Raw genomic sequence first — 16,775 nt, 5'->3', positions numbered from 1 at the left:
CCCGGTGGCCGGGGATGTCGGTGGATATCCCTAGACTCTGTGCCGTGACTCCAGCCTCCACCGATCAGCGTCAGGGCAGTGTGTCGTCCACCACCGCCGCAGCGGCAGCGCCGAAGGCCGGCAGTACGGCAGCGGGTGCTCCCGGCGAGCGGCCCACGCTGTTGTTGCTGGACGGCCATTCTCTGGCCTACCGCGCCTTCTACGCGCTACCGGCGGAGAACTTCAAGACCGTCACCGGGCAGACCACCAACGCCGTCTACGGCTTCACCGCCATGCTGATCAACCTGCTGCGCGACGAGCGGCCCACGCACGTGGCGGCCGCGTTCGACGTCAGCCGGAAGACCTTCCGGGTGGAGGCCTACCCGGAGTACAAGGCCAACCGCATCACCACTCCTGACGAATTCCGCGGGCAGGTGGAGATCACCCAGGAGGTGCTGGGCGCGCTCGGCATCCCGGTCATGGCCATCGAAGGCTACGAGGCCGACGACATCATCGCCACGCTCGCGACTCAGGCTGTGCCGCAAGGTTTCCGGGTGCTCATCGTCACCGGCGACCGGGATTCGCTGCAGCTGGTCAACTCCGATGTCACCGTGCTGTACCCCAAGAAGGGCGTCTCCGAGCTCACCCGCTTCACGCCGGAGGCGGTCGAGGAGAAGTACGGCCTGACCCCCGCCCAATATCCGGATTTCGCGGCCCTGCGCGGCGACCCGAGCGACAACCTGCCGGGTATTCCGGGCGTGGGGGAGAAGACCGCCACCAAGTGGATTCGCGAATTCGGCGATCTGCCCACCCTGGTCGAGCGGGTCGACGAGGTGCGCGGCAAGGTCGGCGACGCCCTGCGCGCGAACCTGTCCAGCGTGGTGCTCAACCGGCAGCTCACCGAGATGGTCAAGGACGTTCCGCTGCCGTACACCCCGGAACAGCTGGCGCAGCAGCCGTGGGACCGCGACAAGATCCACCGCCTGTTCGACGATCTCGAGTTCCGGGTGCTGCGGGACCGGCTGTTCGAGACGCTGGCGCCGCCGGAGCCGGAGGCCGAGAGCGGTTTCGAGATCAGCGGTGGCCCGGTCGCGCCCGGCGCCGTCGCGGACTGGCTGGCCGAGCATGCGAAAGCCGGTGTGCGCCATGGTGTTTCGATCGTCGGTACGACCACGCCCGTACAGGGTGATGTGCGGGCGATCGCGATCGCCGCCGCCGACGGGGAGGGCGGCTACTTCGACGTGGTCGCGCTGACCCCCGAGGACGAGCTCGCCCTGGGCCGCTGGCTCGCCGACGCCGAGACCCCGAAGGCGGTGCACGAGGCCAAGGCGGCCATCCACGCACTGCGCGGGCGCGGCTGGCGGCTGGCCGGGCTCACCAGCGACACCGCGCTCGCCGCCTATCTGGTCCGGCCCGGGCAGCGCACCTTCAACCTCGACGATCTGTCGCTGCGCTACCTGTCGCGGGAGTTGCGGGTCGAGGCCGCCGCGGACGCCCAGCTGTCGCTGCTCGACGACGAAGACCAGGTCGACACCGAACTGGCCCAGGCCGAGATCCTGCGTGCCCGCGCGGTGGCCGATCTGGCCGAGGCGTTCGACACCGAGCTCGACCGCATCGAATCGGTGCCGCTGCTCACCGAGATGGAACTGCCGCTGCTGGGCGTGCTGGCCGAACTCGAGCATGCCGGCATCGCCGTCGACTGCGACAAACTGGACGAGTTGCAGGGCGAATTCGCCGACCGGGTGGCCTCGGCCGCGGAAGCGGCCTACGAGGTGATCGGTGAGCAGATCAACCTCGGCTCGCCGAAGCAGCTGCAGGTGGTGCTGTTCGACAAACTGGACATGCCCAAGACCAAACGGACCAAGACCGGCTACACCACCGACGCCGACGCGCTCGAGTCGCTGTTCGAGAAGACCCAGCATCCCTTCCTCGAACATCTGCTCGCGCACCGCGACGCCACCCGCCTCAAGGTCACCGTGGACGGGCTGCTGAAGTCGGTCGCCGACGACGGCCGCATCCACACCACGTTCAACCAGACCATCGCCGCCACCGGCCGGTTGTCCTCGACCGAGCCGAATCTGCAGAACATCCCGATCCGCACCGACACGGGCCGGCGAATCCGCGACACCTTCGTCGTCGGCCCCGGCTACGAGTCGCTGATGACGGCGGACTACAGCCAGATCGAGATGCGGATCATGGCGCATCTGTCCAAGGACGCCGGGCTGATCGAGGCGTTCAATTCCGGCGAGGACCTGCACAGTTTCGTCGCGTCCAAGGCGTTCGACATCCCGATCGCCGACGTGCACCCGGAGATGCGCCGCCGGATCAAGGCGATGTCCTACGGTCTGGCCTACGGCCTGTCCGCCTATGGACTCTCGCAGCAGCTGCGGATCAGCGCCGAAGAGGCGAAGGCGCAGATGGAGGTCTACTTCTCCCGCTTCGGCGCGATTCGCGACTATCTGCGCGACGCGGTGGACCAGGCGCGCAAGGTCGGCTACACCGAGACGCTGTTCGGCCGCCGCCGCTACCTGCCCGATCTGGATTCCAGCAACCGTCAGCGCCGCGAGGCCGCCGAGCGGATGGCGCTCAACGCGCCCATCCAGGGCACCGCCGCCGACATCATCAAGGTCGCGATGATCAACACCCAGGCCGCCATCGCCGAGGCCGGCCTGCGGTCCCGCATGCTGCTGCAGATCCACGACGAACTCGTCTTCGAGGTCGCGGCCGGTGAGCGGGAGGCACTGGAATCGCTTGCCCGCGAACAGATGTCGAACGCCATCGACCTGTCGGTACCACTCGAGGTCTCGGTCGGCGTGGGCCGCAGCTGGGATTCGGCGGCGCACTGAGAGAAGCCGCTGCATCGTAGGGTGGCGCGGTGGGTGCATGGGACTGGGATCACAACGCCTTCTATCACCGGACGCTGCTGCGGCAGCTGCCGCAGCGGTGTGCGCGGATCCTCGAAGTCGGTTGCGGGGCGGGCACTTTGGCGGCCGAGCTGGCGCGGCGTGCCGACCGGGTCGACGCGGTGGACCGGTCGCCGGAGATGATCGAGGCGGCCCGCCGTGTCGTCCCGGGCAACGTCGAATGCACACGGGCCGACATTCTCGGGCACCCGCTGCCGGAAGCCGCCTACGACGCCGTCGTGTCGCTCACCACCCTGCATCACCTGCCCCTGGAACAGGTGCTGCCGCGGCTCGCGCACGCGCTGCGGCCGGGCGGGGTACTCGCGGTGATCGCGCTGCCGCGGGCCGATCCTGTGCGTGAACTGCCCGCGGAAGTCGCGGCGGCACTCGGGCAGCGCGTCTTCGGCCTGGCTTTCGCGACGCTGCGCGCCACGGGTCGCGGCACCTGGTACGAACACGAACCCACGCACGCGGAGATGCCGGTCGTGCTCGATCCGCCGTTGACCACGCGCGAGGTCGCGCGGCGGGCGGGCGACATCCTGCCGGGCGTGCGGGTGCGCCGGCTGGTGTTCTGGCGCTATCTGTTGCGATGGGACAAGCCCGGGCAACTCCGGTGACGACACACCGAAGACGTCCGGGGAACATCCTGTGGACCCGCTGTGGCCTGCGTGAATGCGGCGCTCACCCTGGCACTGTCCGTTGGCATACCGTTCACGGGAAAATGTGACGAAGTTACTCGTTGGTTCCGCCGCAATATTGTTGCCATCGACGCGGTGAGTCCATATTCTCGAAGCCGTGCCGAATCCCGCCGCAAGCCACAGCGCCGCGCGCAACGTCGCCGACCGCGACCGCGTGGTGCTCCTTCCGCTTACCGCGATGGTGGCTGCGGCGCGACTTCTCGTAGTACCTCGCCGTAGCGGGAGCTGATTCGGACCGGCCCCCTCGCTGCGGCCGTTGACAAGTGTTTGCGCTGGTCCCCTCTGTCATCCGACCAACGACAAAACTTCGGGAAGACCTAGTCCAATGACGATCACTATCGATACACATGACTTCATCGCGGCCGCGCCCAAGGGGCTGCGCGCCGAATCCGCCGACCTGACGCCCGCGGAGTTCTACGACCGCTACTGCGCGCACACCGGCCCGGTCAAGCTCAGCGAGTGGGCGCGGGCCGAACAGCGGGCGACCTATACCGCGACCATCGAACTGGCCGGACATGCGCGGACCGTGGTGTCCGCGGGCAGCCCGGTCGCCGCGCTGACCTCGGCGCTCTACGACGAGGGCTACCCGGTGGAGATTCTGCAGTTCCACCAGCGGCGCACCGGCAGCGGGACCGCCACCTTCGTGCAGTGCGAATGCAACGGCCGCCGAGGCTGGGGTGCCGCGCTCGCCGGGGACGGACCGGAGTCGACGGTCCGGGCCATGATCGCCGGCATCAACAAACTCGGGAACTGAGCCGGCTCGGCCACCGGGCCGGCACACGAAAACGGCAGTGCCGCATCCTGTTTCGTGAAGAAATCGGGATGCGGCACCGGTTCGTGCGGGTCAGCCCTGCTGCTGTTCGGCGAGCTGCTTGCGCACCTCTTCCATATCGAGCGCCTTCACCTGGGAGACCAGATCTTCCAGCGCGGCCGGCGGCAGTGCGCCCGGCTGCGCGAAGACCAGGACACCCTCGCGGAAGGCCATGATCGTGGGGATGGAGCGGATGTTGGCGGCGGCGGCGAGGCTCTGCTCGGCCTCGGTGTCGACCTTGCCGTGGACGACATCGGGATGCTGTTCCGAGGATGCCTCGAAGGTGGGCGCGAACGCCTTGCAGGGCCCGCACCAATCGGCCCAGAAATCGACGAGGACGACGTCGTTTCCGGTCACAATCTCGTCGAAGTTCTGCGCGGTCAGGGTCTGGGTGGCCATGGGTTCCTCTCGTGTCGTTGTCTGCGGTGCAACGCGGGATGCTGTGCATATCTTCCGCGCGGCCGGCGTCCGCGGCTCAACCGTGGACCCCACCCCCTGGGGCGACCGGCCACTCGATCCGCCGATCACCGTCCCACCGCCGAATACCCACTACGGTAGTCGCAAAATCCCGCTCGGCGGCCACCGCGTCGATCACCGCGGGCCAGTGCTCCGGCTTCAGCCGCCGTGCCAGCGTCACGTGCGGGGTCCACGCGTCCGGGCACATGTTCGACGGAACGCCGGGGCACCCGTCCACGACCGCGGCGATGCGCCGTTGCATCGTCAGCAGGTCTTCGGTGGGCACCACCAGCCGTACCAGAATCGGATGGCGGGCGCCGAATATCAGCAGCCCGCCCAGCCGGATCGGGAGCGGCTCGAACGGCAGGGCGGCCAGTGTCTTGTCCAGTCGCGGCCAGATCTCACGGGCGACCGCGACGGTGATGTGCGGTCGGTGTTCCGGTGTGGGACTGCGCATTCCGGCCTCGGCCAGCGCACGCCACTGCCGGCGGATTTCGGCCTCCGCCGCCTCGTCGAGTACCAGTTCCACCGACTGCACCATGGTGCAGGACAACTTACGCGCGAGGGCCGGTCCCGGTGCGTCGATCAGGGAGTTCGCCGGGCAGGCCGGGCCCGAGGTCGGCTCGGTGACCCGGCACCCCATAGGGTGACCCGGTGTGCCGGGCCGCGAACCGGCCGGGACGGGGTGCGAGCAGAGGAGTGAGCGCGGTGGATGCGCGGCGGGCGATGCGGCTCGGGCTGATCGAGGGCGACGGCATCGGGCCGGAGGTGGTGCGGGCGACCCGGGCGGTGGTGGACGAGGCTCTCGCCGCGGCCGGTGCGGCGACGCCGGAATGGGTCGAGCTGCCGATCGGGCACGCGGCCATCGCCGAATGCGGGGAACCCCTGCCGGAGACCACGCTGTCCGCTCTCGCCGACCTCGATGCCTGGATTCTCGGACCGCACGACAACGCCTCCTACGCCCCGCACCACCGCGTGGGGGCTCCGCCGGGTGGGGCGATCCGCAAACGGTTCGGCCTGTACGCGAATATCCGCCCGGCTCGGACCTTTCCGGGCGTGCGGGCGGCGGCGACCGACATCGATCTGGTGATCGTGCGCGAGAACAGCGAGGGCTTCTACGCCGACCGCAACATGTTCGCCGGTTCGGGCGAATTCCGGCCCACCGCCGATGTGGCGATGGCCGTGGCCGTGATCACCCGCGCCGCCTGCGAACGCATCGCGCATCAGGCCTGCGCGCTCGCGGCGGCGCGGCGCGGCCGGTTGACGATCGTGCACAAGGCGAATGTGCTGCCGCTGACGATGGGACTGTTCCGCGAGGTCTGCGCGGAGGTCGCCGCCGGATATCCGGGGATCGTGGTCGACGATGAACATGTCGACGCCGCCGCGGCCCATCTGGTCCGGGCGCCCGGTGACTACGACGTGCTGGTGACCGAGAATCTGTTCGGCGACATACTCTCCGACCTCGCGGGCGAACTGGCCGGTTCGCTGGGCTTGGCGGCCTCGCTGAACTGCTCGGACGACAAGGCGATGGCTCAGGCGGTGCACGGCGCGGCGCCCGCGCTGGCAGGGCGAAACCGGGCGAATCCGGGCGCGCTGCAACTGTCGGCCGCGATGCTGCTGCGCTGGCTGGGCACTCGCGGTGACGATCCGGCAGTGCTCGGCGCGGCCGACCGGATCGAGCGCGCGGTGGCGGCGACCCTGGCGGCCGGTGTCGCCACCGCCGACCTCGGCGGACTGGCCTCGACCAGTGAATTCACCGAGCAGGTCCGGGCTCGCGTGCATCGCCGGTGAATCGGCGTGTACCCCTGCCGCCGGTCGCGGCGCGCATTAACCTTCGGTAACCGACCGGCGCATCTCGTGCCGATCGCCTAGATTTTCGAATGGCTGCATTGCTACACGGTGACCCGCCCACGGAGGCGGGTCGCGCGAATACGGAGGGCCGCGTGTCAGTTCGACTCGGCGCCCGCGGGTACATCCTGCGAGCCGCGTGCGTGATCGTCGGTGCGGCAGTGCTGGCGGCGGGATGTGCGGACAACACCGAGGGGGAATCGCCCAAGGTACCCAAGGTGCCGGTGACGAAGGTCGAGTCGATCGCCGCGCAGCTGCCGCCGAAGATCGCGCAGGCGGGGCGGCTCGTGGTCGGTGTGAACGTTCCATACCAGCCCAACGAGTATCGGGACCCGCACACCGGCCAGATCATCGGATTCGACGTCGATCTGATGGATGCGGTCGCCGCCGTGCTCGGCGTGCGCGCCGACTACCAGGAGGCCGACTTCGAGAAGATCATCCCCGCGATCGAGGCCGGCACGGTCGACGTGGGAATGTCGTCGTTCACCGACAACCTGACGCGGGAGAAGACCGTCGACTTCGTCGACTACTTCTCCGCCGGCATCCAGTGGGCGCAGCGCAAGGGTCGTCCGATCGATCCGGACAACGCCTGCGGCAAGAAGGTCGCGGTGCAGCGCACCACCACCGAGGACATCGACGAGATCCCGGCGAAGTCGAAGGCATGCACCGACGCCGGCAAGCCCGAGATCCACAAGATGTCCTACGACGAACAGAGTGCCGCGGCCACCGCCCTGGTCCTCGGACAGGTCGACGCCATGTCCGCCGATTCCCCGGTCACCGCGTACGCGATCAAGCGCAATCCCGACACCATCGAGGCCGCGGGTCCGGTGTTCGAGGCCGAACCCTACGGCTGGCCGGTGCCGAAGGGTTCGCCGCTGGCCCCGGTGCTGCAAGCGGCGCTGCAGCATCTGATCGATACCGGCGTCTATCGCACCATCGCGCAGAACTGGGGCGTGGAAGCCGGTGCGATCACCACCTCGGTCATCAACGGCGCGAAAGGCTGAGTGCACATGTCCGCGCAACCCCCCGCCGGCTCGCAGGCCGGGTCGCCCGAGGCGCCGATGCCGGAGCCGATCGAGGCCGTACCGCTGCGGCGGCCGGGACGCTGGATCGCCGCGGCGGTGCTGCTGATCCTGCTCGGGCTGTTCGTCTACGGTGCGGCCACCAACCCGGCCTATCGCTGGGACACCTACTGGAAATATCTGTTCGATCGGCGGATATCCGAGGGTGCGGTGGTCACCCTCGAACTGACCGTGCTGGCGATGGCGATCGGCGTCGTGCTGGGCGTGATCCTCGCGGTGATGCGGCTGTCGCCGAATCCGGTGCTGCGGTCGGTGTCGTGGGTGTATCTGTGGATCTTCCGCGGCACCCCGGTGTACATCCAGCTCGTCTTCTGGGGCCTGTTCCCGGCGCTGTACAAATCGATTCAGCTCGGAATCCCGTTCGGCGGGCCCAGTTTCGTGCACTGGGATGTGCAGGACTGGTCGCAGCCGTTCATCTTCGCGATGGTCGGCCTGGGTCTGAACGAGGCCGCCTACATGGCCGAGATCGTGCGTGCCGGCGTCAACTCGGTGGGTGAGGGGCAGCGCGAGGCGTCGGTGGCGCTGGGCATGTCGTGGGGGCAGACCATGCGGCGCACGGTGTTGCCGCAGGCGATGCGGGTGATCATCCCGCCCACGGGCAACGAGCTGATCTCCATGTTGAAGACCACCTCACTGGTCACCGCGATTCCGCTGACCACCGATCTGTACGGCCGGGCCCGCGACATCTACGGCATCAACTTTCAGCCGATCCCGCTGCTGCTGGTCAGCGCGACCTGGTATCTGGCGATCACCAGTGTGCTGATGGTCGGCCAGTTCTATCTCGAGCGGTACTACTCGCGCGGGGTGACGCGGCAGTTGACCGGCCGGCAGCTGCGCGCGCTGGCCACCGCCCAGCAGACGACGGAGGTCGGCAAATGAGTGGCGTCGCGGCGGCTTCGGCCGACGTTCCGATGATCCGGGCCGAGCAGGTGTGCAAGAACTTCGGCGCGCTGCGGGTGTTGCAGGGAGTGACGCTCGAGGTCGCGCGCGGGCAGGTGATGTGCCTGATCGGCCCGTCCGGTTCCGGCAAGTCGACCTTTCTGCGCTGCATCAACCATCTGGAACGGGTGAATGCCGGGCGGCTCTACGTCGACGGCGATCTGGTGGGCTATCGCGAGCGCGGTGGCAAACTCTACGAACTGCGTCCGCGCGAGTCGGCTCGCCAGCGCCGCGACGTCGGCATGGTGTTCCAGCACTTCAACCTGTTCCCGCATCGCACCGCGCTGGCGAATGTGATCGAGGCGCCGATCCATGTGAAGAAGATCTCCCGCGCCCGGGCGGTCGCCCGGGCGCGAGAACTGCTCGAGCGAGTCGGCTTGGCGGACAAGGCCGATTCCTATCCGGCGCAGCTGTCGGGCGGCCAGCAGCAGCGGGTCGCCATCGCCCGCGCGCTGGCGATGGATCCGAAGCTGATGCTGTTCGATGAGCCCACCTCCGCCCTGGACCCCGAACTGGTCGGCGAAGTCCTCACGGTCATGCGCGAATTGGCGCAATCGGGCATGACGATGGTGGTCGTCACGCACGAGATGGGTTTCGCCCGCGAGGTCGCCGACCAGCTGGTGTTCATGGACGGGGGAGTGGTGGTGGAGGCCGGAGACCCGCGCGAGATGCTGGCGAATCCGCGACACGAGCGCACCCAGGCCTTCCTGTCCCGAATCCTGTAGGAAACGAGGCTCAGTTCTCGTCGAAGGCCGTTGCGCGCGCGACCTTTTCCCACTCGCCGATCTCGGCACGCACGGATTCGAGGTGGCCGAGCAGAGTGTCGACCGAATCGCTGCCCAACGGCAGTCGCAGGGGGGTGCGCTCGGCCTCGAGTGCGGCGCGGATGGCGGCCGCGGCCTTGGCCGGGTCGCCGGGCTGGGTGCCGTCGCCGCCCTCGATCATGCGGCGGGTCTTGCCCGCGGTGTCGGCGTAGACGTCGGATTCGGCGCTGAAATAGGCGGCGCCGGAACCGAACAGACCGGTGCGGAAGGCGCCCGGCTCCACGACGAGCACCCGGATGCCGAACGGCGCCACCTCGTCGGCCAGCGCCTCCGACAAGCCCTCCAGCGCGAATTTGGTCGCGCTGTACGCGGAGAAGCCGGCGAACGACATCTGGCCGCCCACACTGCTCATCATCACGATCGCCCCGCTGCCCTGGGCGCGCATCTGCGGCAGGACGGCGCGCGTGAGAGCCGCGGGACCGAATACGTGCAGGTCGAACAAGTCCCGCAATTCCCGGTCGGTGGTTTCCTCCACCGCGCCGACCTGGGTGCGCCCGGCATTGTTGACCAGCACGTCGATGCGGCCGTAGCGGGCGATCACATCGGCGATCACCGCGTCGATGCGGGCGGTGTCGGTCACGTCGAGCGCGACGGCCTCGATGCGATCGGGGTGGGCGGCGACCAGATCGTCCAGCGCGGCGGTGCGACGGGCGACCGCGACGACGATATCGCCGGCGTCGATCGCGTCCTGGGCGATCGCACGGCCGAATCCGCTACTGGCGCCGGTGATCAGCCAGACCTTGCCTGTGCTCACGGAAACTCTCCTCGGTAGTTCTGGGTACGAGAGAAATCTTCGCCTGTCCCCAGTGGTGGAGTCCAAGACCTTTCGCTATAACCATGGGTTATGGATGTGCACGGACGTGATCTGCGGTATTTCGTCGCCGTCGCCGACGAGCTGAATTTCACCCGTGCGGCCGAGGTCCTGTTCATTTCCCAGCCCGCGTTGTCGAAGCAGATCCGCGCACTGGAACGGCGGATCGGTGCGCCACTGTTCGATCGCCGCGGCCGGGCGGTGCGCCTGACCCCGGTGGGCCGGACGCTGCTGCCGCATGCGCGAAAGCTGCTGGCGGACTGGGATATCGCGCGTGCGGAGGTGGAGGCGGCGAAGGCCGGCCAGTATGCGACCGTGACCATCGGGATCAGTACCAGCCCGGGGCGCGGTTTGCTGCCGGCCGTGCGGTCCCGGTTCGCGACCGCCTTCCCGCACGCGAAACCCGCGCTGCGCCAACTGGGTTGGTCCGACCCGACTGCCGGATTGGCCGATGCGAGCGCCGATGTGGCCTTCGTATGGCTGCCATTGGCCCAGCCGGACCGCTACGACTGGATCGTGGTGGCACGCGAACCGCGCATGGTGGCGTTGCCCGAAAACCACCCTCTCGCAGCACAGTCGGTGGTCGACTTCGCGGACCTGCTCGATGAGCCGTTCCTCGCGCTGCCGGAGTCGGCGGCCGAGTTGCGCGACTACTGGCTGGCCGTCGACGCGCGGGGCGGCCGCGCCCCGATCATCGGGGCGGTGATCTCCAGCACCGAGGAAACCTACGAGGCACTGCTGAACGGTGACGGCGTGGTGCTCCTCGCGGCGGGCAATGTTCCGCTCATCGCGCACGAGGGCGTGGTGGCCCGCGAAGTACGCGGTATCGGCCCGAGTGAGCTGGCGCTGGCGTGGCGGCGCGGCGACTCCCGCCCGCTCGTCCACGGATATGTCGAGGCGTGCCGCTCGGCGGTGGGCGCTGGATGAGCCTCAGCGGTGCGCCGGCTTGCGGTGACTCAGGGCGATCCGCAACTGGCCGAGTAGTACCTTCGCGGCCGGCGCCGCCGGGCGATCCGACCGCCAGACCAGGCCGAGCTGTCCGTACATCGCCGGATCGGTGATCTCGATCATCCGGACTCCCGCGGCCTCGGCGTGGGCAGCGCCGAGGGCCGGCACCACGGCGATGCCCAGCCCTCCGGCGGCCAGCTGCACGAGCAGCGGCGGCGCGGCGGCCTCGAACTCGATCGTCGGAGTGAAACCCGCGGCGGCACAGCAACGTTCGAGCACGCCGCGGATCCCGGTGCCGCGCGGCAGGCAGATCAGAGAGCGCTCGCGCAACTCGGCCAGCGCGATCCGGGACCCGAATTCGTGGTCGTCGCGCGCCACGGCCACGGCCAGGCGCGTCTCGAAGACGATGTCGGCGGCCAGGCGCTCGTCGAGCTTCTCGCCGGTCAGCCCCACCAGGGCGATATCGAGTTCACCGCGGGTCAGCGCGGCGAGCATGCGGTCGGTGGTGTCCTCGGTAAGGGTGATGCCGACCTGTGGATGATCCCGGTGGAAGGCCGACAGGACCGTTGCGACATCGAATTCCTCGGTCGCCGCCCCGGAGATCAGGCCGATGCGGACCTGTCCGCGCAACAATCCGGTGAACTCGTCGACGGTGAAGGAAACCTGTTGTGCCGCTGCCAGTGCCGCGCGTGCGTGCGGCAGCACGGCCGCACCGGCGGCGGTCAGTGTCACAGTGCGTCCCGACCGGTCCAGCAGCGGCTGGCCCAATTCTCGTTCCAGCTGCCGGATCTGTGCCGAGAGACCGGGCTGGGCCAGATGCAGCCGCTGGGCCGCCCGGGTGAAATTGGCCTCCTCGGCGACGGTGACGAAGTAGCGCAACTGCCGCAGTTCCATAACTGTTGATTCTAGTATCGAGAACAACTATCTGTTTTACTTCTCATTCCGCCGACGGCAGAGTTCAGAACATGACGAACTCGAACTTCCCCGCCGAACTGCCCACCGTCACCGGTCCCGTTTTCCGCCCGGGGGACGACGGCTACGCCGCCGAGGTCTCCGGCTTCCAGACCGCCTACACGCACCGGCCCGATCTGGTCGTCGGCGCGGTGCACGCCGAGGACGTGCGTGCGGCCGTGGAATTCGCCGCCCGGCACCGGCTGCCCGTCGCGGTGCAGGCGACCGGGCACGGCCTCTCGGTGCCGGCCGCGGGCGGTGTGCTGATCAGTACGCGCCGGATGACCCGGGTGCGCGTCGATCCGGGCGCCCGCACCGCCTGGGTGGCCGCCGGCGTGCAGGCCGAGGCGCTGATCGCGGCCGCGGTCGCGCACGGTCTGGCACCGCTGAACGGCTCCTCGCCCTCGGTCGGCGTGGTCGGGTATCACCTGGGTGGCGGGCTCGGAATTCTGGCGCGCACCTTCGGCTACGCCGCTGACCGGGTCCGCGTCCTGGAGTTGGTGACGGCCGACGGGCGGCTGCGCCGCCTCACTCCCGGCGACGAATTGTTCGGCGCCGCACTGGGTTCCGGTGGCAACTTCGGTGTGGTCACCGGCATGGAGCTCGAACTGTTCCCGATCACCGAGGTCTACGGCGGACAGCTCACCTTCGACACCGCGCTGGTGGAACCCGCGCTCGAGGCGTGGCGGCAGTGGACCGCCGAGGTGCCCGAGGAGATGACCTCGGCGATCACCATGATGACGATGCCCGACGTTCCGGCGATTCCGGAACCCCTGCGCGGGCGCTATCTGGCGACCGTCAATATCGCCTTCACCGGGGCGGCGGCCGACGGCGAGCGGCTGGTCCGGCCACTGCGTGAGGTGGGCGCCCGGATCGCCGACGACCTGCGAACCATGCCCTACAGCGAGACCCACGGCATCTACCGCGACCCGAATTTCCCGCACGCCTACACCGCCACCAACGCGCTGCTGTCGGATCTGACCGCGGACGCGGCCTCGGCCTTCCTCGACGCCACCGGCCCCGAAGCGCCGGTCGCGGCGGTGGCGGGATTCCGGCATCTCGGGGGAGCGCTGCGCCGCCCGGGTCCGGCGGGGATCGCGATGGATCACCGGGAGGCCGAATACACCGCGCGCGTCATCACGATGCCGGCCCCGGACGGCCCCGATCTGCGGGGCTTCCACGACCTGGTCGCGAAGACGTTGTCGCCGTGGACGATCGGCCACAATCTGAACTTCCTCTACGGCGCCGGGGATTGGGCCGACGAGAACCAGACCCGCGCCGGATACGCGGCGCCGACGTATGCGCGGCTGCAGGTGCTGAAGTCGGAGTACGACCCGGCCAACCTGTTTCGCTTCAACCGCAACATCCGGCCTGCCTGACCGGTTCCCGCGATCGTCCCCTTGGCATCCGGGATATCCGTGCGCTATCGTCGTGATATCACTTCAATATTGGGAGGATGTCATGTCGCTGCGTCCGGCTTTCCGGCTGAACGGGTTCTTGATGCTGTTGGTGCTGCTGGTGGTCGGCACCGCCGGACTGATCGGCGGGGTCGCCGCCTCCAGCGCCGCCGGTTCGGGCGGGGGTGCCGGGGCGGCGATCGGCGCGGCTGCGGGATATGTGATCCTCGCGGTCGCGGTGATCCTGCTGACCGGGCTCACCACGGTCGGCCCGAACGAGGCCAAGGTGCTGCAGTTCTTCGGCCGCTACGTCGGATCGGTCGCCGACGCCGGCTTCTTCTGGGCCCTCCCGCTGACCACCAAACGGCGAATCTCCTTGCGGGTCCGCAATTTCGAAACGCAGAAGTTGAAGGTCAACGATTTCGACGGCAATCCGGTGGAGATCGCGGCGGTGGTGGTCTACCGGGTCGTCGACAGCTTCAAATCCGCCTTCGCCGTCGACGACTACGAGGAGTACGTGCAAACCCAGTCCGAGGCCGCGGTCCGGCACCTGGCCACCGTGCACCCCTACGACGCCGCCCCCGACGTGCGGCCCGCGGCCGTGGCGGCGACGCCTGCTCTCACCGGAGCCGACGACCCGGCCCCGACCAGCCTGCGCAACGGCGCCGAGGTCGCCGGGGAACTGACCACCGAACTGCGCGAACGTACCGCGCTCGCGGGTATCGAGATCCTCGAAGCGCGGATCACCCACCTGGCGTACGCACCGGAGATCGCCCAGTCGATGCTGGTCCGCCAGCAGGCCGCGCAGGTGGTGGCCGCGCGGAGCCGCATCGTCGAGGGCGCGGTCGGCATGGTGGGCATGGCGCTGCAGCGGCTGACCGAGGAGGGAATGGTCGACCTGGACGAGGAGCGGCGGGCCTCGATGGTGTCGAATCTGCTGGTGGTGCTGTGTGGCGACCGCTCCGCTCAGCCCGTCGTCAACACCGGAACCCTCTACTCCTGATGGCCAAGCGCGAGCCCAAGAAGGTGCTCGTCCGGCTCGATCCGGCCGTCCACGAGGCGATCGCCAAGTGGGCGGCCGACGACCTGCGCAGCATCAACGCTCAGATCGAGTTCGCCCTGCGGATGGCGCTCGATCAGGTGGGGCGCTCCCCGCGACGATCCGGGGAGACCCCCGAGTGAAAACAAACCTGACACCCGTTTCGTCCGATATTTATTACCAGGTGGTCACACGTTGAACACAAAACGCCCCAGGAAGTGCGAAAATGTCACAGATGGGTAGCGTGGTTGCGTGCCAATCGTGTTCGAAACCGGGGGACTGCAGCAGCTTGACCAGACCACGTGGGGGAATCCGGCCACCCGTGACATCATCACGCTGAGCTATATCGATCTGGTACCGGACTTACCCGCCCCGCTGTCCGACATCGACACGTTGCGCCGCTGCCTCACCGAACTGCAGGCCGAGTTCGGCTGCCTGATCGAGGCACATGCCATCACCGTGGATTCCCAGCCGGCCCTGCTGCGCCTGGAGAAGTTCCCATTGGCCGATCAGGCGAGCGGACTCGGCTTCACCGCCGGAATCGTCGTGCCCAAGGCCGGATGCAGCGCGATCGTGAAGATCATGTGTCCCGAAACCGGCCGCTCCGGCGTCCGGGAGGCCGCGGTCGTGCCGAAGGTCGGCTTCGCGAACATGTTCCCGCCGCATCCGTACGCGCCCCAGGTGAAGGGCAAGCTGCCCTACAACATCGCCGACGACGCGCGGTGGGATCCGCAATTCCCGGACCATCCGCTGACCCGCGCGCGGCGCTGGATCACCCACGTCAGCCGGACCGCGCGCATCGACCCCCGGTTCGCGGCGCTGCCGCCGTTCCCGGGGCCGGCCGGTGCGGACGCGCCGACCGGCAAGGCGGGGCCGACCGGCAAGACCGGTAAGGCGGAGCCCGCCGCCGCGCCCGCCCCGCCGGTGGCCGAGCCCGATCCGGGCAAGACCACGCCCATTCCCGCGCAGAACTCGGTGTCCGACGGCAAGGCGACGGTGGCGCCGCCGCCGCTGCCGCGGGCCGCGCGGGCTAACGCCGCGACGGCTTCTCGGTAACGAAAATGGCTGTGCCGGGGAAGATCTCACCGCGCAACGGGCTCCACTGACCCCATTCGCGCTCGAGCCACTCCGGCCATTCGGGTTCGACGATGTCGAGCAGGATCAGGCCCGCGCCGACGATGTCGCGGACCCGATCGCCGATCGTGCGGTGATGTTCGACGTAGATCGGTTCGTCGTCGGCATCGACCTCGACGTAGGGCGTGCGGTCGAAGTAGGGGATCGCGGCGCGCAGGCCGTCCGGGCCCGGATCGTCGGGGAAGATCCACCGCATGGGGTGGTTCACCGAGAACACCCAGCGCCCGCCCGGCCGCAGCACCCGGGCCACCTCCCGCATGACCGCGGCGGCATCGGCGACGAACGGAATCGCGCCGAACGCCGAGCAGGCCAGATCGAACGATTCGGCCGCGAACGGCAGCGCCTCGGCACCGGCCTGCACCAGCGGCACCCGCGGTCCGCCGCGCGCCATGGCCGCGAGTCCGCGGTCGAGCATCGCCCGCGACAGATCCAGTCCGACCGGATGTGCGCCCTGGGCGGCCAGCCAGCGCGAACACGGCGCCGATCCGCAACCGATCTCCAGGACCCGCCGCCCGGCGACCTCGCCCAGCAGATGCCAGTCGCCCTCGTGCAACCCTTCCGGGCACCAGACGAATTCTCCGGCCTCGGAGTCGACGCCGAGGAAATCGGCGTGGGTCTCGTGGTACTGCGCGGCATCGGCATCCCACCAGCGCCGGTTGGCGCGCTCGCTGTCCGCCGACCCGACCGTCGTGCGGGTCACCCGCGCGGTGCCGAGCAGGGCGTTGGCCTGGGCGTGGCGCTCGTCGTCGAGAAGGGCCGGATGCGGGTCGTCGGACATGGTTCGCAGCGTATGGCACGGCCCGGTCCGCGCCTCCGCGGACGCCGTCTCCGGTCCCGCCGGCACAGGCGCGTGACCGGGGTGATTACTTCTCGGCCGTGACGGGTACCACACTGTGCGGGAACGGTGTTCGGTGCCGGACGTATGATCATGGTGCGGGCGGGGACCCGTGTTTGC

The 16,775-nt window shown here is 68.9% G+C and carries 17 protein-coding genes; 12 read left to right on the top strand and 5 right to left on the bottom strand.

The window, feature by feature from the left end:
* Window positions 1-44: 44 nt before the first annotated feature.
* The 3 genes from polA to NA3_RS25380 all read left to right on the top strand — a co-directional run bounded on the left by polA (window position 45) and on the right by NA3_RS25380 (window position 4,334).
* Window positions 45-2,825 carry a DNA polymerase I gene (gene polA, locus NA3_RS25390; protein WP_372464234.1) on the top strand — a complete coding sequence of 927 codons (2,781 nt, stop codon included), beginning with the start codon at window positions 45-47 and terminating at the stop codon, window positions 2,823-2,825.
* A 29-nt stretch (window positions 2,826-2,854) separates the two neighbouring features.
* A complete protein-coding gene (locus NA3_RS25385; protein WP_062966163.1) occupies window positions 2,855-3,499 on the top strand; it encodes a class I SAM-dependent methyltransferase in 645 nt (214 codons plus the stop codon).
* Window positions 3,500-3,905: 406 nt separating this feature from the next.
* Entirely contained in the window at window positions 3,906-4,334 is a 429-nt protein-coding gene (locus NA3_RS25380; protein ID WP_062966162.1) for a 2-isopropylmalate synthase, read from the top strand.
* A gap of 90 nt (window positions 4,335-4,424) precedes the next feature.
* Here the strand turns inward: NA3_RS25380 and trxA are convergent, their stop codons facing one another.
* Entirely contained in the window at window positions 4,425-4,790 is a 366-nt protein-coding gene (gene trxA / locus NA3_RS25375; protein ID WP_030514619.1) for a thioredoxin, read from the bottom strand.
* A gap of 76 nt (window positions 4,791-4,866) precedes the next feature.
* Complete coding sequence (locus NA3_RS25370) at window positions 4,867-5,490, bottom strand: 2'-5' RNA ligase family protein (protein ID WP_227995296.1); 624 nt, start codon at window positions 5,488-5,490, stop codon at window positions 4,867-4,869.
* Between the two features lie 83 nt (window positions 5,491-5,573).
* Here NA3_RS25370 and NA3_RS25365 point away from each other — a divergent pair, with 83 nt between their 5' ends.
* From NA3_RS25365 to NA3_RS25350, 4 genes are all read left to right on the top strand, one after another.
* A complete protein-coding gene (locus tag NA3_RS25365; RefSeq protein ID WP_062966346.1) occupies window positions 5,574-6,638 on the top strand; it encodes an isocitrate/isopropylmalate dehydrogenase family protein in 1,065 nt (354 codons plus the stop codon).
* Window positions 6,639-6,790: 152 nt separating this feature from the next.
* Complete coding sequence (locus NA3_RS25360) at window positions 6,791-7,699, top strand: ABC transporter substrate-binding protein (protein WP_227995295.1); 909 nt, start codon at window positions 6,791-6,793, stop codon at window positions 7,697-7,699.
* 6 nt (window positions 7,700-7,705) lie between these two features.
* On the top strand, window positions 7,706-8,656 hold the full coding sequence (locus NA3_RS25355; RefSeq protein ID WP_062966344.1) for an amino acid ABC transporter permease: 951 nt from the start codon (window positions 7,706-7,708) through the stop codon (window positions 8,654-8,656).
* The gene (locus NA3_RS25350; protein WP_372464233.1) at window positions 8,653-9,441 is read left to right on the top strand and encodes an amino acid ABC transporter ATP-binding protein; all 789 of its coding nucleotides are present in this window, start codon (window positions 8,653-8,655) and stop codon (window positions 9,439-9,441) included. Before NA3_RS25355 ends, NA3_RS25350 begins: the two co-directional genes overlap by 4 nt.
* A 10-nt stretch (window positions 9,442-9,451) precedes the next feature.
* Here the strand turns inward: NA3_RS25350 and NA3_RS25345 are convergent, their stop codons facing one another.
* Window positions 9,452-10,294 carry an oxidoreductase gene (locus tag NA3_RS25345; RefSeq protein WP_062966161.1) on the bottom strand — a complete coding sequence of 281 codons (843 nt, stop codon included), beginning with the start codon at window positions 10,292-10,294 and terminating at the stop codon, window positions 9,452-9,454.
* Window positions 10,295-10,384: 90 nt separating this feature from the next.
* Here NA3_RS25345 and NA3_RS25340 point away from each other — a divergent pair, with 90 nt between their 5' ends.
* Window positions 10,385-11,278, top strand: a complete 894-nt coding sequence (locus NA3_RS25340; protein WP_062966160.1) for a LysR family transcriptional regulator — start codon at window positions 10,385-10,387, stop codon at window positions 11,276-11,278.
* A gap of 3 nt (window positions 11,279-11,281) precedes the next feature.
* On the opposite strand, the gene NA3_RS25335 is transcribed toward NA3_RS25340, so the two are convergent.
* A complete protein-coding gene (locus tag NA3_RS25335; RefSeq protein ID WP_062966159.1) occupies window positions 11,282-12,193 on the bottom strand; it encodes a LysR family transcriptional regulator in 912 nt (303 codons plus the stop codon).
* Between the two features lie 71 nt (window positions 12,194-12,264).
* Here NA3_RS25335 and NA3_RS25330 point away from each other — a divergent pair, with 71 nt between their 5' ends.
* The 4 genes from NA3_RS25330 to NA3_RS25315 all read left to right on the top strand — a co-directional run bounded on the left by NA3_RS25330 (window position 12,265) and on the right by NA3_RS25315 (window position 15,742).
* Entirely contained in the window at window positions 12,265-13,629 is a 1,365-nt protein-coding gene (locus NA3_RS25330) for an FAD-binding oxidoreductase (RefSeq protein WP_062966158.1), read from the top strand.
* 82 nt (window positions 13,630-13,711) lie between these two features.
* Window positions 13,712-14,650, top strand: coding sequence for an SPFH domain-containing protein (locus tag NA3_RS25325; protein WP_062966157.1), 939 nt, complete (start codon window positions 13,712-13,714; stop codon window positions 14,648-14,650).
* Complete coding sequence (locus tag NA3_RS25320; RefSeq protein ID WP_030514608.1) at window positions 14,650-14,829, top strand: type II toxin-antitoxin system antitoxin; 180 nt, start codon at window positions 14,650-14,652, stop codon at window positions 14,827-14,829. Before NA3_RS25325 ends, NA3_RS25320 begins: the two co-directional genes overlap by 1 nt.
* 109 nt (window positions 14,830-14,938) lie before the next feature.
* On the top strand, window positions 14,939-15,742 hold the full coding sequence (locus NA3_RS25315; RefSeq protein ID WP_063917743.1) for a hypothetical protein: 804 nt from the start codon (window positions 14,939-14,941) through the stop codon (window positions 15,740-15,742).
* Here NA3_RS25315 and NA3_RS25310 read toward each other — a convergent pair.
* Window positions 15,717-16,598 (bottom strand): class I SAM-dependent methyltransferase, encoded by an 882-nt coding sequence (locus NA3_RS25310; RefSeq protein WP_062966156.1) that lies wholly within the window; start codon window positions 16,596-16,598, stop codon window positions 15,717-15,719. The two genes, NA3_RS25315 and NA3_RS25310, sit on opposite strands and share 26 nt — an antisense overlap.
* Between the last annotated feature and the right edge of the window lie 177 nt (window positions 16,599-16,775).

Origin of the sequence: Nocardia africana NBRC 100379 (genome assembly GCF_001612635.1) — a bacterium.
GTDB classification, from domain to species: Bacteria; Actinomycetota; Actinomycetes; order Mycobacteriales; family Mycobacteriaceae; genus Nocardia; species Nocardia africana.
Note: the sequence above shows the minus strand (reverse complement) of the source record. Positions and strands in the feature narration are given on the sequence as shown.

Excerpts from the sequence above, each read along its gene's own strand:
- NA3_RS25380 (WP_062966162.1), top strand. The coding sequence starts at position 3,906 with ATGACGATCACTATCGATACACATGACTTCATCGCGGCCGCGCCCAAG.
- trxA (WP_030514619.1), bottom strand. The coding sequence starts at position 4,790 with ATGGCCACCCAGACCCTGACCGCGCAGAACTTCGACGAGATTGTGACC.
- NA3_RS25370 (WP_227995296.1), bottom strand. The coding sequence starts at position 5,490 with ATGGGGTGCCGGGTCACCGAGCCGACCTCGGGCCCGGCCTGCCCGGCG.
- NA3_RS25365 (WP_062966346.1), top strand. The coding sequence starts at position 5,574 with ATGCGGCTCGGGCTGATCGAGGGCGACGGCATCGGGCCGGAGGTGGTG.
- NA3_RS25355 (WP_062966344.1), top strand. The coding sequence starts at position 7,706 with ATGTCCGCGCAACCCCCCGCCGGCTCGCAGGCCGGGTCGCCCGAGGCG.
- NA3_RS25350 (WP_372464233.1), top strand. The coding sequence starts at position 8,653 with ATGAGTGGCGTCGCGGCGGCTTCGGCCGACGTTCCGATGATCCGGGCC.
- NA3_RS25340 (WP_062966160.1), top strand. The coding sequence starts at position 10,385 with ATGGATGTGCACGGACGTGATCTGCGGTATTTCGTCGCCGTCGCCGAC.
- NA3_RS25335 (WP_062966159.1), bottom strand. The coding sequence starts at position 12,193 with ATGGAACTGCGGCAGTTGCGCTACTTCGTCACCGTCGCCGAGGAGGCC.
- NA3_RS25330 (WP_062966158.1), top strand. The coding sequence starts at position 12,265 with ATGACGAACTCGAACTTCCCCGCCGAACTGCCCACCGTCACCGGTCCC.
- NA3_RS25325 (WP_062966157.1), top strand. The coding sequence starts at position 13,712 with ATGTCGCTGCGTCCGGCTTTCCGGCTGAACGGGTTCTTGATGCTGTTG.
- NA3_RS25320 (WP_030514608.1), top strand. The coding sequence starts at position 14,650 with ATGGCCAAGCGCGAGCCCAAGAAGGTGCTCGTCCGGCTCGATCCGGCC.
- NA3_RS25310 (WP_062966156.1), bottom strand. The coding sequence starts at position 16,598 with ATGTCCGACGACCCGCATCCGGCCCTTCTCGACGACGAGCGCCACGCC.